At 39.3% G+C, this 16,805-nt stretch carries 8 protein-coding genes; all 8 read right to left on the reverse strand.

Going from position 1 to position 16,805, the window contains the following annotated elements; translation table 11 throughout:
* Window positions 1-291 precede the first annotated feature (291 nt).
* On the reverse strand, window positions 292-1,074 hold the full coding sequence (locus ABIB30_RS26650; RefSeq protein ID WP_354306060.1) for a carboxylesterase family protein: 783 nt from the start codon (window positions 1,072-1,074) through the stop codon (window positions 292-294).
* Window positions 1,075-1,157: 83 nt separating this feature from the next.
* The gene (locus tag ABIB30_RS26655) at window positions 1,158-2,873 is read right to left on the reverse strand and encodes a RagB/SusD family nutrient uptake outer membrane protein (protein WP_354306061.1); all 1,716 of its coding nucleotides are present in this window, start codon (window positions 2,871-2,873) and stop codon (window positions 1,158-1,160) included.
* Between the two features lie 15 nt (window positions 2,874-2,888).
* The gene (locus tag ABIB30_RS26660; RefSeq protein WP_354306062.1) at window positions 2,889-6,158 is read right to left on the reverse strand and encodes a SusC/RagA family TonB-linked outer membrane protein; all 3,270 of its coding nucleotides are present in this window, start codon (window positions 6,156-6,158) and stop codon (window positions 2,889-2,891) included.
* A gap of 303 nt (window positions 6,159-6,461) precedes the next feature.
* Window positions 6,462-8,759 (reverse strand): beta-glucosidase BglX, encoded by a 2,298-nt coding sequence (gene bglX, locus ABIB30_RS26665; RefSeq protein WP_354306063.1) that lies wholly within the window; start codon window positions 8,757-8,759, stop codon window positions 6,462-6,464.
* Between the two features lie 48 nt (window positions 8,760-8,807).
* The gene (locus tag ABIB30_RS26670) at window positions 8,808-10,550 is read right to left on the reverse strand and encodes a family 43 glycosylhydrolase (RefSeq protein WP_354306064.1); all 1,743 of its coding nucleotides are present in this window, start codon (window positions 10,548-10,550) and stop codon (window positions 8,808-8,810) included.
* 7 nt (window positions 10,551-10,557) lie between these two features.
* Window positions 10,558-11,910: a glucoamylase family protein gene (locus tag ABIB30_RS26675; RefSeq protein ID WP_354306065.1), complete on the reverse strand. Its 1,353-nt coding sequence runs from the start codon at window positions 11,908-11,910 to the stop codon at window positions 10,558-10,560.
* Between the two features lie 94 nt (window positions 11,911-12,004).
* Complete coding sequence (locus ABIB30_RS26680) at window positions 12,005-13,501, reverse strand: RagB/SusD family nutrient uptake outer membrane protein (RefSeq protein ID WP_354306066.1); 1,497 nt, start codon at window positions 13,499-13,501, stop codon at window positions 12,005-12,007.
* Window positions 13,502-13,609: 108 nt separating this feature from the next.
* A complete protein-coding gene (locus tag ABIB30_RS26685; RefSeq protein WP_354306067.1) occupies window positions 13,610-16,672 on the reverse strand; it encodes a SusC/RagA family TonB-linked outer membrane protein in 3,063 nt (1,020 codons plus the stop codon).
* Window positions 16,673-16,805: the final 133 nt, after the last annotated feature.

Below are 16,805 nucleotides of genomic sequence, written 5' to 3' on the forward strand. Positions count from 1 at the left end.
AAAGAAAGAAAGAAAGAAAGAAAGAAAGAAAGAAAGAAAGAAAGAAAGAAAGAAAGAAAGAAAGAAAGAAAGAAAGAAAGAAAGAAAGAAAGAAAGAAACCCCTGTCGAATCGCAGAAATGAGCCGGGTATCAAAAAAAGATCGCTGGATAGTTTTCTGACATTGTTCATTCTTCATGAACGTCAGAAGAAAACTGCCAGCGATCTTTTTTGTATTATTTCAAGAACTGCTTTTTTAAGGATTGCTTTTTGGAAATCCTATGAAGATTGCTTTCGGGATTACCTTCCAGAACTACTTCTTATGACTAAACAACCACGGCAAAAACTTTGGTTCTGCAAAAGTGGAATCCCAGCTGTTATGGTTTGCATCAGGATAAAGCGTAAATTTTACTTCTTTACCAATAATTTTTAACTGGTTAGCGATTGCAGTAGATCCGGCTGGTGGTACCACATCATCTTTTCCACCGTGGAAAATCCAAAGGGGAACGTGTTTGTATTTTTCAACGTTTGCAATGTTATCACCTCCGCAAATTGAGAAAGCAGCGGCGAATGTTTTGGGTTTACGTCTCAAAAGTTCAAGGGTTCCCATACCACCCATAGAAAGTCCGCCAACATAAACTTGCTGATGATCGATATAGGGTTTATCAAGAATATTGTCGATCATTCCTAAAAGAGCTTTCATCGCTTTTGTAGGTTTTCCATGTTTTTGATAATCAAAGATTCTTTTTCCGGTAGAATCTGAAGCCATCTTCACATTAGCCCAAAAACTGTCTTCTGAACATTGAGGGAAAACTATGATTGCAGGGTATTGTTCACGAATATCTTTTCTAAGAAACAGTTTCCCGCCATGTAGTAATTGTTTTTCGTTATCATTTCCGCGCTCTCCACTTCCATGAAGGAAAAACAGGACAGGATATTTTTGTTTTGGATCGAAGTGTTCGGGGAACAAGATACGGTAGGAGATACTGTCCTTGCCGTCAATAAAACTTCCTTTATCGTATTTTTTGAAATCCTGAGCCATTGTTTGCAGGGTAAACAGGAGGGAGAACCAGAGAATTAATTTGAAATGCTTCATAGAACTAAATTAAAAAAACCCGCTTGAAATTAAGCGGGTTTTAATGAATTAATATTTATTTCAATGGCTAAGCCATTTGTAGGTTAGTAACCAGGGCTTTGTACCAATTGACCCTTACTTCTGTCAATTTGATCTTGTGGTAATGGCCAATACTCATCTCGTGGTTTAATCGAAATGTTTTTCAGGTAATCGAAGTATTTACCTTCAAAGTTAAAGTAGCTTTCCAGCGTTGTTTTCGCAACACCCCAGCGTACAAGGTCAAAGAACCTGTGACCTTCCAGTGCCAGCTCTAATCTGCGTTCAAAACGAACTGCATTTCTAGCGTAATCAGCACTAGGGAAAGAAGGATAAAGCCCTACTTTATAAGCTGCTGTAGGTGCGCCGTTCGCTAATTGAGGTGTTATTTTTGCTGCACGTTGTCTCACTGCATTAACCAATGTTAATGCTGTTCCAAGGTCACCTGTTTCTACAGCACATTCTGCAGCCATCAGGTAAATATCAGCAAGACGGATCAGGTTAATGTTTAATCCAGTTACGTTTGGACTTCCTGGAGCTGTTCCGCTGGCGAACTGAGAAACTTCAATGGAGTTTTTAATCGGAAGAAATGGTCCGCCATTACTTGCATCACGAATCCAGGCATCACCAGGCATTACACCCCAATCACGATACGGAGTACCTCTTCTGCCTAAAGTAGATTCAATCCTCGGATCTAAAGCTAAGGCCGTATTCAGTACATAGGTTTTCTTTTGATCTGCTGTTAAACCTAAATCAGAAATATATGGATTGGTACGGTAGCTTCCATCTAACAATGGTAAACCGGCAGCGTCAACTTTGAACGCGTTAGCCAGGTCAATCGTTGGCTGGAAGAAACCACAGCAGTTGATCGGTGCACTTCCAGAAGGGAAGTTCAACATATCGCCCACGTTTCCATTATCTCCACCTGTACCATCCGTTCCTACAGAGTTCTCTACAAAAACAATCGATTCAGGACCATCTTCTTTAGTGATATCGAAGTTATCTGAATAGGGTAAATTGATAAGACTTGGTTTTGCTGCAATGATAGCATTAAACTGCGCATAAGCCTCAGCATATCTTTTCTGATATAAAAATACTTTTCCAAGATAAGCCTGTGCAGCAAATTTATCCATACGTGCCTTTTGGCCTTTTGGTTTCGTTGTACCCAGATTTGCTACTGCTGTTTGAAGATCTGCGATAATGTTAGGATAAATATCCTTATCGTTTGGTACGATAGTTCCGCTTGTAGTAGTTTCAGTAACATAAGGAACAACTTTAAACACCCTTACTAAAAAGAAATAATAATGAGCGCGAAGTACTTTGGCTTCACCCTCGATTTCTTTAGCACGTGCATCAGTAAATTTTGCAGTACCAGCACCACCTTGCAATGAAGCTAAAATTTTCAGGGTGTTGTTACAGCGTTGAATACCTTCAAAACATCTGTCCCATAAATTTGCTAAATTATCATTTGTACTCGTTGGTGCGTGCCTTTCTATAGCGTTCATAAATGGCTGATCACCGTTGCTACTACCTTTGTGAGCATTGTCAGAAGCAACCTCACCAAATAACCACTGGCTTGGAGCAGCACCGTAATTGCCCCATGTACCGTTTACATTACCATTTAATAAGCCATAAGCACCTATCAGTAAGCCTTCAACGCCATCCTGTGTCGTTATTTGTGGTTCCGTCAACTCTCCCTGGGGCTGAACCGTCAGAAATGACTTTTTGCAGGATAGGGTACTGCAAATTATAAAGGATAAGAAAATATATTTTAAGTGTTTCATCTTTGTATCTTTTAATTAAAATCCAACATTTATACCAATTAGGAACTGACGAGGTGAAGGATAAACTCCCTTATCAACGCCAAGTGCTGAAAACGTATCAGCCGGGGCTCCCGCATTTCCAACAGCAGCAGAAGCATCTCTAGTCTGACTTACTTCCGGATCAAGACCAGTATACTTTGTGATCGTGAAAAGGTTGGTTGCACTTACGTAAACTCTCATTCTGCTGATGCCAGATTTTGGACCAAATGCTTTAGCTGTTGGAATTGAATAACCAATCTGGATATTCTTCATTCTGAAGAAGCTGCCTTTTTGTACATAATAGCTGGAAGAAGTATATTCAAGATCAGAGGCTCCAGTATAAGAAGAAGGGATCAGACTTGAAGTATTTGTTGGGCTCCATGCATCTAACAATCTTGTGCTTTTAGCACCGTCAAATGATGGGAAATCTGTGAAGTAACGTGTTGCTTCAAAAAGATCATTACCCTGAACACCGTAGAAGAAGGTTGCAATATCCCAGTTTTTATAAGAAGCATTTAAATTGATACCGTAAGTGAAGTCCGGATTTGGATTTCCAATAATCGTACGGTCCTTAGCATCAATTACACCATCACCATTGATATCAGCATAACGTAAACCACCTACCCTTGCTCCAGCATAAGAAGGATTGTTAGCAATATCTGCTGCACTTTGATAAATTCCTGCTGTCTGGTAACCATAGAATGAACCAAAAGGAGCACCTTCCTGCAGTACACTTGTTTGTAAACTTCTGTAATTGCCATAAACCTGGTTGAAAATACCTGGAGCAAGCTTTACAATTTTATTGACGTTTTTAGAGAAATTCAGGCCGACATCAAATTTAAAAGGACTGTCTGATTTTTTTCCATAATGATAAGCGACATTAAACTCAATACCCTTATTACTCATATCACCAATATTTACATAAGGTGAATTTCCCAATCCTACTACACTTGTGGGTTGTGGTAAGTTATAAAGCATATCCGTAGTTTTTTTATTATACCAGTCTGCCGATCCGTCAAATGCACCATCCAGTAAAGTAAAGTCAATACCTACGTTAAGAGATTTTACCGATTCCCATTTGATGTCTGGATTTTGATAAGAATTTTGCCAAACACCAGTACTTAAGCTATTTCCTCCACCCATTGCATAGGCTGCACTAGAAATAGAACTTTGGAATCTGTTGAGATACTGGTTAGAAGGGATTCTTTGATTACCAGTTTCTCCATAACCTACACGGAATTTGAAGTCAGAGATCCATTTAACATTTTTCAGGAAGTCCTCTTCAGAAACTCTCCATGCCGCACTTGCTGCCGGGAAATAACCATATTTGTTGTTCTCTCCGAAGTTAGAAGAACCATCACGACGAATGGTCGCACTAAATAAATAACGGTCATTATAAGAATAATCAACTTTACCAAATAAAGAGAAAAGTGATCCGATTGCACCATAACTAGAGTTACTAAAATTAGAAGCACCAGTATTCAGGTAATAATAATCCTGGTTTCCTAAAAGGAAGAAATCATTTCTGCCTGCATTTAACTGACGGGATTTGGATTTGATAGCCTCTGTACCAAGTAACACATTCAATCTGTGTTTCTCATTGATTACTTTACTATAGTTCAAAGTATTTGACCAGGTCCATTCTGTATTGTAACCCATATATTCACCCAGGTTATTAGAGTTGTTACCCTCTGAAAATTCCAGGTTTGGATAGCGCATTGATACCCCATTAAAGTTCTCATAACGCAGACCAAAATTTGTCTTTAAAACAAGACCAGGTATGATATCTCCTTCAGCATATACATTTCCAAAGAAGAAGTTACTTTTGTTTTTGTTGTCTTTTGCACGGTAAAGGAAAGCCAGTGGATTTTCAGCATTACCTAACTGGCTGCCGCGGCTTCCTGCAAAATTTCCGTTAATATCATAAACCGGGATAATTGTTGGTATACGATATGCCCAGCTGATTGCACTTCCCTGATCCTGATAATCTCCGGATGTATTTGGATTTACACCCAGGCCATAACCTTCAGAATAGCTATACTGCGCATTTTCACCAAAGCGTACTCTTTTATTAAAGGCAGAAATGTTAGTATTTGATCTGAAATTATAACGCTTAAAGCCTGTATACTTTAACGTTCCTTTTTGATCCAGGTAACCACCTGAAAAAGTATAGGTTGCATTTTCACCACCACCAGTAGCACTTAACTGATAATTCTGAACCGGAGCAACGTCTGTAATTTCGTCAAACCAGTTAGTACCCTGTTTGTTTGCTTTGGTGATTTGATAGAATAAAGCAGGATCACGGCTATAGTTGTATTTTGAAGGGTCGTAATCAGCCGCTGTGATATCCTGACCAGTTTTTCCACCAGCAACCAGGTAATCTGGCAATGTAGGTACTGTACCTGAACCATAATTTGTTCCTGCGGCAATAGTTTTTCCTGCATTGGTATAACCATCGAATACATACTGAGCATATTGCTGCGGATTCATCATTTTTGGAAAACTGCTTTTCCTTGGAACCTGAGTACCATAGTAAGAATCCAATGTGATTTTTGGTGCACCTGCAACTCCTTTTTTCGTGGTGATAATTACAACACCATTGTTTGCTCTTGATCCGTAGATAGAAGCAGAAGAAGCATCTTTCAGTACCTGAAGACTTTCAATATCATTCTGATTAAGCCATGATAATTTTCCTTCAAATGGTACCCCATCGATTACATAAAGAGGTTCGTTGTTGTTGATTGTACTGATACCACGGATTCTGATTTGTGGTGTTGAACCTGGCGCACCATCGTTGATGATCTGCACACCAGTTGCCTTACCTTGTAAGGCTTCCACAGCACTCGCAGCCGGCTGAGCTTTTAAAAGGCCCATGTTCACCACTGCTACAGCACCTGTAAGATCCTTTTTACGTTGTGAAGAGTAACCTGTTACAATAACCTCAGTCAGGTTGTTGTTGTCGGCTAGTAAAATTACACTAATATTGGTTTGTTTGCCAACCGGAATCTCTTTACTGCCGTATCCAACAAAGGAAACAACGAGTACATCAGTTGGTTTTACAAGAAGTGCGAATGCACCATTTCCGTCTGTGGTCGTGCCACCCGGAGCATTTTTGATTTTAATGGAAGCGCCGATGACCGGTAATTTATCATCACTGCCGATGACTTTTCCGGTGATTTTGCTCTGAGCCATTGCGCCGATAGCGAATGACAGGCCCAGGCACAAGAGAAGGAGAACCCTCTTGAAAAGTGGTAGATTTCGTTGCATAAGTTATATTTGGTTTAGTTGAAGGGATAATTAGTTATAAAGCTGTTTTATAGATTATTATTTTAAGGGTGAATAAATAGGTGTATATAGTTGGTAAACAATTTAATATGTGTAGTTCGTACACTATATCTAAACTAAAGAAAGGAAAGATTAAATGCAATAGTTAAAAATATTATTTTTTCTATTTCGGATATTAAAACCACAGACGCTATAAATCAAGGTAAAATAAAAAGATAGTGTTTTGTTTTTAAACAAAAAAAAGCCCCTCAACGATTAGCTGAGAGGCTTTTTGAAATGATATTCTTAAAGCGTAAAACTGAATTTAGCTGTTGAAACGTCTCTTGAATTTGAACCGATAAAGACATTAAAGTCTCCAGATTCAGCTGCAAATTTTAAATCAGAGTTATAAAACTTCAGCATTTCTGTGTCTATAGTAAACGTAATCTTCTTAGATTCACCCTTTTTCAGGAAGATCTTTTGGAAACCTTTTAGCTCTTTGACGGGACGGGTTACCGAACCATAAATATCCTGAAGATATAATTGAACAACTTCATGACCATCAAATTTCCCTGTGTTTTTAACCGTAACAGTTGCTTGGATAGTCTGACCGCTTTTTAGCGATGATTTATCTAATTTAATTGGTGAGAAATCGAAAGAGGTATAACTTAATCCGAAACCAAACGGGTATAAAGGATCATTTGAACTATCGATATAACGTGACTTGAATTTCTCATTCGAAACCCCATCATATGGGCGTCCAGTACTTTTGTGGTTATAATATAGAGGAATCTGACCCACATTTCTTGGGAAAGTAGCTGTCAGTTTACCTGACGGATTGTAATTACCAACCAAAACATCTGCAATTGCATTTCCAGCTTCTGTACCACTAAACCATGTTTCCAGAATAGCAGGAACATTAGCATCTTCCCATTCTAGTGTGAGTGGACGGCTATTCATTAAAACAAGAACGATCGGTTTACCAGTAGCGGATAAAGCTTTTAATAAATCTTTCTGATTCGGTAATAAATCAAGGTTTGTGCGGCTTGTAGCCTCACCACCCATAATTGCACTTTCACCCAAAACAACCACAGCGATATCAGCTTTTTGAGCTGCACTGACTGCATCATCAATTAATTGCTTTGGTGATTTTGCATCTGCAGTAATATCAGCACCATTGGCATTGATCTGTTTTAAGATTGCTGGATTATCTACCAGGTTCGCACCTTTAGCATAAGTGATCTCCATATCAGGAGCGGCATTTTTTAAACCTTCAATTACACTGATGGCTTTTTTCCAGTCACCAGCGGCACTCCAGTTACCTATCATGTCACGTTTATTATCAGCCAATGGGCCGATTAAAGCGATCTTTGCATTTTTCTTTAACGGTAGTAATTGGTTGTTGTTTTTCAATAACACCATCGAAGCAGCTGCGATGTTCTTTGCGTCTAATCTGTTTTGTGCAGAAAGGATTTCTGTTTTTGCAAGTTCTTCATTCACATATTTGTATGGATTTTCAAATAAACCCAATTTGTATTTTGACTCCAGAATCCTGCGGCAGGCCATGTCAATCACTTCTTCTGTGATTTTCTTTTCTTTCAAAGACTGCTTTAAAGTAGTCAGGAAACCTTCACTAACCATATCCATGTCATTCCCAGCTTCCAAAGATCTCGCACTTACCGTTTGTAAATCACCTAAGCCATGTGCAATCAATTCACTCACACCAGTGTAATCACTCACTACAAAACCTTTGAAACCCCAGTCTTTACGCAATAAATCAGTTAACAACCATTTATTTGCAGTAGCCGGTGTTCCGTTAATATCATTGAAAGATACCATTACCGTTTCAGCACCTGCATCAATAGCTGCTTTATAAGGAGGTAAATATTCATTGTACATTCTGATCAGACTCATGTCTGTTGTATTGTAATCTCTTCCGCCTTCTGCAGCACCATATAAGGCAAAGTGTTTTACACAAGCCATAATCGCATCCTTATTGGAAAGACTATTAGTCTGATAACCTCTAACCATAGCTGCACCGATTAAAGAACCTAAATAAGGATCTTCACCAGAACCCTCAGAAATTCTTCCCCATCTTGGATCTCTTGCGATATCAACCATAGGAGAGAAAGTCCAGTTTAAACCATCTGCACTAGCCTCTCTTGCAGCAATACGTGCACTTTTTTCAATCAGATCCATATCCCAGCTTGCACTTAAGCCTAAAGGAATAGGGAAGATCGTTTTATGACCATGGACCACATCATATCCAAATAACAAAGGGATTTTTAAACGTGATTTAGTCACGGCAAGCTTTTGTAATTTAAGTACTGCTTGTGGAGTGAATGTATTGAAAACACCTCCAACCAGGCCTTTTTCAATCTTTTCATTTACCCCTTGACTTAAAATCGGACCTGTTACATCGAAACCAACCGCTGGCAGGTTCAGTTGTCCGATTTTTTCATCTACTGTCATTTTAGACATTAGATTGTCGATGAACGTGTTCATCTTCTGGTCAGTCGCGCTTGCAGCTTTTTTCTGTTGTGCAACTAAAGAGTTTGCACTGAAAAGAGCTGCCAGGAAAAATAAGGAAGTCTTTGTTTTCATTTCAATATATTATATTATCGTGTGTTATTCAGTTTTATAAAGTTTATTCTAATTGACCCTCATTACTTTTGATCTTTCAGAAACTCCATTTTCATTAATTGCTTCTATACAGAAGTAATAAGGCTTTTCTTTATCCATACCCTTATACCAGTATTCATTAGCCTGGTAAACCATGATACTATTGTATAACTTATCAGGCGCAGTGCCTAAATAGATATTATATCCATAAGCACCAGCTACAGTATTCCATCGGATCCATGAATTTCTTTTGTCTTTTTCAGTTCTCAGAACCGTGAAATCTTTAACAGCTGCGGGTTTTTCCCCATTCCCATTTCCAAATACCCTTAATCCGCTGATGGCAAATTTCCCGGTAGGCATATGGATATTCTCTAATTTGATATATCGGGCAGAAACCGGCTGATCCAATTCTATATAATCATGCGGAACATCTTTCCGGTTTGCACTTTTATCCGCTAATATTTTCCAGATTTTTCCATCCACAGAATACCAAAGTTTGTACTGATGATAAATGTCATGCTGCTTTCCTAAAAATTCTGCATCCTGATCCGCATAATTTAGCTGTACCGCATTTACAAGGGATACTTTTCCAAGGTCAGACTGTATCCATTCTCCCTTTTTACCACTTGCCGCACTCCAGTAAGTTTTGATACTTTCATCTACCGCTAAATTTGCAGTATAACCACCCAAAGTGGAAGAAACAACTACCGGCTTATTGTAATTCAGCAACATCCATCCAGTAAAACCAGACTTTAAATGATCTGCAGACTTATTGGGAAGATAATGCGGATAATCGCCAAAAGCAGCATCCATATACATTACATCATCCTTATCGAATCCTGCCGGCCAGATACCCAGCCTGCGTTCAAAATTGTTCTTTACAGAGACAACTATGGTAGAAACATGCCAGTAATTTTTCCATTTGTCCTGAAAAGTAGCCCCATGTCCGGCGCCTCTTGCAAAGCCACCCGGTTTATAAGATAACGGTAATGACTGATGCTCAAATGGGCCAAGCGGACTCTTTGAAATTGCTACACCATCCGCATAACCACTAAACTCCGTGGCAGGAGCACCATACTGTAAATAATAATTTCCATGATGCTTAGTCATCCATGCGCCTTCAATAAAAGGATCAAGGAATGTATTGTCCAGGTTTTCGCCAAAACGCTGCCAGCCAAACCTTTCATCATTCAACAACAGCAATTCTTTTCTTGTTCCTATCGGAGCAAAAGTTTTGCGGTTCAGCTCAACGCCATATAAAGGATATTGATTACTGCTGCCATTGTACATATATAACTTTCCGTCCTCATCTACAAAATGGGCGGGATCCCAGCCACCAATTTCAAACTCATGTACCGTTTCCTTCCAGGAATCTTTTTTAGGATCTGTACTCATCCATATCGGGAAATTTTTGGCATAAGTAGAGCCAAAAACTAACATCGTATCACCTTGTATCCAAACCGAAGGCGCACATAAATCATCATACACCTTATGTTCCGGACGCAGGAATGAACGGGAAACAAAATTCCAGTTGTATAAATCGGAACTCCACCAATAGCCCATCTGATTCGTAGAAAACAAGAAATAATCTCCTTTATAATTTACAATTACTGGATCTGCCGTTGCACGGTGTTTTCCCTGTTCGGTAAAGTGAGGGATAGGGGTATAGCCATAATCCAGGTTAACCGGATTACAATAAGTCAGCTGCTTTTTCTGAGCGAATAAAGCAACACTTGAAATCAAGAAGCATAACAACAGCAGAGTTCTTTTCATGACTATTTTATTTAGTGAGGGCAGGACTTTGAATCCCTAACCTGTTCAATCCATTTTTAACATCAGGGCTGCTCATAAATAACTTCCATAATAATCCGCTACGATAGTTTTCTATCATACAGATAATAGGGCCCTGATCAATTGCCAGATGTGATTTCGCATACCAATTATGCTCTTCACTAAAACCATCTACAAAACCATACTCACTCCAAATCTTGTCACCAAGATCAAAATAGAAGTGTTTCAAAGCTTTCATAGAATATTCAGGCGTATAAGGAAATGCTGATAAAGCAGCAGTTGGGCTGATCACACTTAAGTCTTCTGAAGGAGAGTGTGCCGCATAACCCTGCCAGCTATCACTCGCAGTTAGTCCCCAGCTATTTTCACCATAACCTTTAAAATGTTTAGGGTTCTCTATACAATAGGCACGATTGATTAACGTGTGGTTTTTATTCTGTTCAAAATAATCTGCATAACGATCTTTCAACCCACGCGGATCCAGTCCTGTAAAGGAATATTGTGAAAAGAATAAGGGGCCGCCGAAATCAAAGCCAAGTGGTAAGGTAATCCCTTCAAATTTCTTTCCGTTGAAGAACGTGTTGCTGTTTGCCCAGCCTTCTTCATACACTTTTTTATCAATAGGAGATTTTGGAGAAGAAGCCGCCAGTACATAAGTGATGAAACATTCATTCCATCCTTTAATCGGATGGTTCATGCTCCAGCCGTTGTTAGGACTCCAATGCCAGTATAAAACATTTTGTTGTTGTGTGAACCAGTTCCATTCCACGCCTTCCCACATCCAAAGGATTTTATTACGGATATCAGTCTCCACAGCATTGTCTGCTGTATAATATTGACGTGCCGTTAACAGGCCCTGGAAAAGTAAAGAAGTTTCCACGATATCAGCACCATCATCTTTAGGGCTGAAACGGATCACTTTTCCTGTCTCGCCATTTAGCCAGTGCGGAAAAGCACCATGAAACTGATCAGCCTTATATAAAAAGTCTACAATTTTTTTAGTTCTTGCAGCAGCTTGTTCACGCGTGATAAATTTACGCTCAGCAGCTACAATAGTTGCCATAACTCCAAAACCAGTTCCGCCTATGGTTACTACCTCATTGCCATATTCAAACGCGACATTACTACGTTCGCGGGCCATTCCACTAACAGGATGACCAAAATCCCAGAAATACCGGAAAGTTTGTTTTTGTACTAAATCAAGAAGCTGGTCGTCACTCAGATTTTTCTGTATTTTCATTTCAGCTTTAATACCCTGAAATGCTACATTTTTCTTTTGCGCTATCGCGTGAAAAGTAAGTGTTGTTAAAATAAGGAGGCTGAGTAAAGATTTTAGTTTCATCGTTGGCTTTTAAATTACGTACAGGGTCGGAGCGATGTTAAAAGAGGTTACCAGGCTCAGCCTGGCAACCTCTCATTAGTGTGTTTGATTTGAATTAATAACCTGGGTTTTGAACTAAAACCCCGCCGCTGAGGTCAACTTCTGTCTGTGGAATCGGCCAAACTTCGTTTTTGCCAGCTTTCCATCCTTTAGGGCCGAAAACTGCTGTTCCTCTTCCCTGACGGATCACGTCAAAGTAACGGTCAAATTCCATCGCAAACTCTACACGTCTTTCTCTGTAAATCGCTGCGCGTAAAGCTGTCTGGTCTGTCGTAGTTACTGCAGGTAAGATGTCAGGATTACCCTGACGAGCTCTTCTTCTCACTTGTTCTAATGAAGATAGAGCCTGACCAGTATTACCAAGTTCATTTGCAGCCTCTGCATTCATCAATAAAACATCAGAATAGCGAAGCATACGTACATTTTGTTGCGCACCTTCATTGAAATTACTTACATATAATTTGAAAGGGACATAAGATTTCATGTTGTACATCGGGTTATCTCCAACCTTAGGAATTACATCACCCTCAGGAGTAGTAGTACCTCTGAAAAGAATAGTACCTGATCTTCTTGGATCGCCAGGTTCAAAAGCAGCAGCTAAATCAGCAGTAGGAACATTGAATCCCCATCCACCGCCATTTACACCACTGGTTCCGCGTACACCCTGTACTTGTGAGTATTGAGAATTGGAAGCATCTGGATTTCCAGGTAACAACACACACTGAATTTCAAATATTGATTCAGGTCCGTTCTCATTTTCAAGTCTGAATACTTTTTCATAATCAGGTAACAAAGAATAACCCATTCCCATCACTTGATTCGTATAAGTAGCCACATCACTCCATTTCTTTAAGTACATCGCTACCTTCGCATGTAAAGTAAGTGCAGCACCTTTTGTCGCTCTGCCTCTATCTGCAGCTGGATAAGTTTGTGGCAGAATTTCCGCAGCTTCATTCAGATCTTTTTCAATCTGAGCATAAACTTGTGCAGCAGGAGTCTGAGGTAAGTTGTAATCGACATTCGCATCTTTCGGCGTAGTCAGACGCAATGGAACATTACCGAAAGCGCGAACCAATCTGAAATAAGAGAAAGCTCTTACAAATTTAGCTTCTGCAAGGTATCTCGCCTTTAAAGCCTCATCCATTACAATTGCAGGAACATTATCCAATACCTGGTTGGCATAGTTAATATTTCTGTATTGTCCGCTCCAGAAACCACCGATATTACCTTGTGCAGGATCTACATTAAACTGATCGAAATCGTTGAAAAAACTAGCATCACTAGGAGTACTTCCTTTTTCTGCATCATCAGAACCCATGCTCTCTATTGCAATGGCAGGGAAAGCCGTGTTCTCCCAAGAGCGCAGGTTACCATAAATTGCACTCACACCTTTTCCGGCATCTTCTGCTGTCTTCCAGAATACGGCACTATTTTGTTTACCCTGTTCAGGTACATTTAAAAAGCTTTTTTTACAAGCAGGAATTACAGCAATAGCGACGATTAAGCCTAAACCCAAAACCGCTTTTGTATAAATATTTTTAGTTTGTTTCATCTCTTTGTTTATTTTTTTTTGAAAGATGGAGCCTTTGATGATTAAAATAATTATTAAACCCGAGGGGCAATAATTATTTTAATCAAGTCGGGTTCATGATGTTTCAGATTAAAAAGTAAGGTTAACACCAAAGTTGTAAGTTGCATATAACGGATAAACATTAGCATCAAGACCAGAATTTAAATAGTTGGTTTGACTGGCTAAAATTTTCTCAGCATTATCAACCGGGATTGGTCCGACTTCAGGACTGAATCCTTTGTAACCAAACAAATTGATTGCATTTTGTGCATTGGCATAGAACCTGATCTTTTGGATTTTCCATTTAGTCAGAATGCTTTTAGGTAAAGTATAGCCTATTTGTGCATTTCTCACTCTGAAATAAGAACCACTGCTCACATAGAAAGAGTTTGGTGCTGAATTCGCTGATGAACCGATACTTGCAGAAGGGTAGGTATTTGAAGTACCTTCACCATGCCAGCGGTTATCTACGAAATCTTTAGTGAAATTCTCATTTCCGAAACGGTAAGCCAGGTTAGAGTTATAAACATCAACACCAGCCACACCCTGGAAATCTAAAGCAAGATCGAAGTTTTTATAAGCAAAACTTGTATTAATACCATAAGTATATTTAGGATTAGGATTTCCTAAAGGAACTCTGTCCTGAGAGTTGATTTTTCCGTCACCATTTGTATCTGCATATTTAAATCCACCAGGCTGCGCACCTGCTTGTGCTGGTGAATTTGAGACATCAGCTGCATTTTGGAAAACACCTATAGTTTTATAACCAAAGAACTCTCCGATGGGACTTCCTTCAATTGTTCTGTTCGCTACATAACCATTTGTTAAACCAGTACTACCTCCATAAATAGGAGTTTTACCTGAAAGTACAGAGGTAACTTTATTTTGATTATAACTGATGTTACCACCAATAGAGTAAGTTAAACCGCCGCCTGTTACATCACTCCATGCAGCTGAAAGCTCAACTCCGCTGTTTTGTAAGTCGGCCTGATTACCTATCAGATTATTGGTTACAGTTCCTAATGACATCAGCGCAGGTATCGCGAAAATAGCTCTTGAAGTTTTTCTCGTGTAATACTCACCCTCGACTGTTAATCTGTTTTTCAGGAAAGCAGCTTCAAAGCCTATATTGCTTCCAATTCCTTTTTCCCAGACAATAGCAGGAGGTACAACCATATCGATACTTGCACCAGTAGATGGAAGACCATTAAAAAATGCAATTAGCTGGCCAGTTTGAGAAACGGTAAGCTGGCTTGGATTGATCGGTACACTAGCATTACCCACTTTACCCCAGCTTCCTCTTATCTTTAAAGAGCTGAATACAGTTTGATCTTTCATGAAATCTTCATTCGTCACTACCCATCCGGCACCTATCGAAGGAAAATATCCCCAGGTTTCATTGCCATAGAATTGAGAAGCACCATCCGCACGGATCGAAGCATTTAACAGGTATTTATTCTTGAAAGCATAATTTACCCTTCCAAAATAAGAAGCAAATTTAATCAGAGATCCCTGATCCAATATACTTCTTGTTGCTGCATCACCTAAACTTAAGTATAAATCAGCATCACTGTTGAAAGGTACATTTTGTGCAGAAGCATTTATTGTATAAGCCTTGTTGCTCTGTGCAGACTGACCTAATAATACAGTCAGACTATGATCTTCATTGAAAGTATTCTGATAAGTCAGGGTGTTTTCTACAATCCAGTTTCTGGTTTCCACACGTTTAAGATCCAAAAGACTTACATCATTCTTCTGTGCTGTAGTTGCGAAATAAACCGGGTTATATTTCCTGTTTTCCATCTGACCAAACTCTCCACCTACACTTGTTCTGAAAGTGAAGTGTTTTGCGAATTTTAATTCAGCATAGATATTACCAGTAACTCTATAATCTTTGGTTTGCTGATTGAAATAATCAAGCGTAGCCTGGGGGTTAAATTTAGTACCATCACCTAAATTCTGTAAGTTTGGATCACCATAAGTTCCATCAGGATTAAATACTGATACGGTTGGTGAAGCAGAATACATCTCGTGAAAGATGCTCTGAGGAATATCTCTTGATTGACTTGCAACACCAGTTACATTGTAACCTACTTTCAAATCTTTGAAAATCTGAATGTCATTCGATACTCTTGCAGTATATCTTTTGAAGTTGTTTGTTTTGATAATACCATCCTGATCTAAATAACCCAGGGAAACATTATAAGTCGATTTTTCTGTACCACCAGCAATAGAGATATTATGGTTCATGACAAAAGCATCCTGTAGAATTTGTTTGTACCAATCTGTACCTGTTCCTAAAGCTGAAGGATCTTTAAACAATGGGTCCTGACCGTTTTGAGTATACAACTCATTGATCACTGTTCCATATTCAGTTGCATTCGCCATTTTAACTTTATTCGTTACCGACTGGAATCCAGCATAAGCATCGTAGTTAATCGTAGTCGCTGAACCTAGTTTTCCTTTCTTGGTCGTAATTAATACTACCCCGTTCGCCGCACGGATCCCGTAGATCGACTGTGCAGAAGCATCCTTCAAAACACTCATGTTTTCGATGTCACCAGGATTCAGGAAATTAATATCGCTGTACCATACACCATCTACTACATATAAAGGAGCCTGATTACCGAAGATCGTACCTAAACCCCTGATGCGGATTTGCGGAGCAGAACCTGGCGTACCTGTATTGGTAATCGCTACACCTGCAATCTTACCTTGCAAAGCACTTACCGGGTTAGTTGATGCCTGCTTAGAGATTTCACTTCCCTTCAAACTGGCTACTGATCCCGTCACGTCAACTTTACGTTGCGTACCGTAACCAACTACCACTACCTGGTCTAACTGCTGTGAACTGGAAGCTAAGGATGCGTTGATTGTAGTTTGATTGTTTACAGGAACCTCCTGTGTGTTGTATCCTATATAAGTAAATACTAAAGTTCCGTTAGCGGGAACGCTGATTGCATACTTACCATTCGCGTCTGTTTGTGTTCCTAAGGTTGTCCCTTTTACAACTACGCTCACTGCAGGAATTGTTGTCTTGTCCTGACCATCTGTGATGGTACCCTTAACAGTAATGTTTTGGGCAGATGCTGCGTTAATAAAAAGCAAACATAGAAAAGTTAAAACAGAAAATTTTGTAAAGATTCGTTTCATACTGATTATTGGTTTTGTGTTAATAGTTTGTTAAATCTCCGGTGGATTTGGGTTATAAACAAAGAAAGTACCTCTACATTAATACATCACGCTACCTTGGTGTAAAAAACACAATAAGTATTTAAACTGTAGA

This window comes from Pedobacter sp. UYP1 (assembly GCF_040547305.1).
In the GTDB taxonomy this organism is placed as follows: Bacteria; Bacteroidota; Bacteroidia; order Sphingobacteriales; family Sphingobacteriaceae; genus Pedobacter.

What these genes read in the sequence shown, in the direction of transcription:
- ABIB30_RS26660 (WP_354306062.1), bottom strand. Translation starts at nt 6,158, where the DNA reads ATGCAACGAAATCTACCACTTTTCAAGAGGGTTCTCCTTCTCTTGTGC.
- ABIB30_RS26670 (WP_354306064.1), bottom strand. Translation starts at nt 10,550, where the DNA reads ATGAAAAGAACTCTGCTGTTGTTATGCTTCTTGATTTCAAGTGTTGCT.
- ABIB30_RS26655 (WP_354306061.1), bottom strand. Translation starts at nt 2,873, where the DNA reads ATGAAACACTTAAAATATATTTTCTTATCCTTTATAATTTGCAGTACC.
- ABIB30_RS26685 (WP_354306067.1), bottom strand. Translation starts at nt 16,672, where the DNA reads ATGAAACGAATCTTTACAAAATTTTCTGTTTTAACTTTTCTATGTTTG.
- ABIB30_RS26650 (WP_354306060.1), bottom strand. Translation starts at nt 1,074, where the DNA reads ATGAAGCATTTCAAATTAATTCTCTGGTTCTCCCTCCTGTTTACCCTG.
- bglX (WP_354306063.1), bottom strand. Translation starts at nt 8,759, where the DNA reads ATGAAAACAAAGACTTCCTTATTTTTCCTGGCAGCTCTTTTCAGTGCA.
- ABIB30_RS26675 (WP_354306065.1), bottom strand. Translation starts at nt 11,910, where the DNA reads ATGAAACTAAAATCTTTACTCAGCCTCCTTATTTTAACAACACTTACT.
- ABIB30_RS26680 (WP_354306066.1), bottom strand. Translation starts at nt 13,501, where the DNA reads ATGAAACAAACTAAAAATATTTATACAAAAGCGGTTTTGGGTTTAGGC.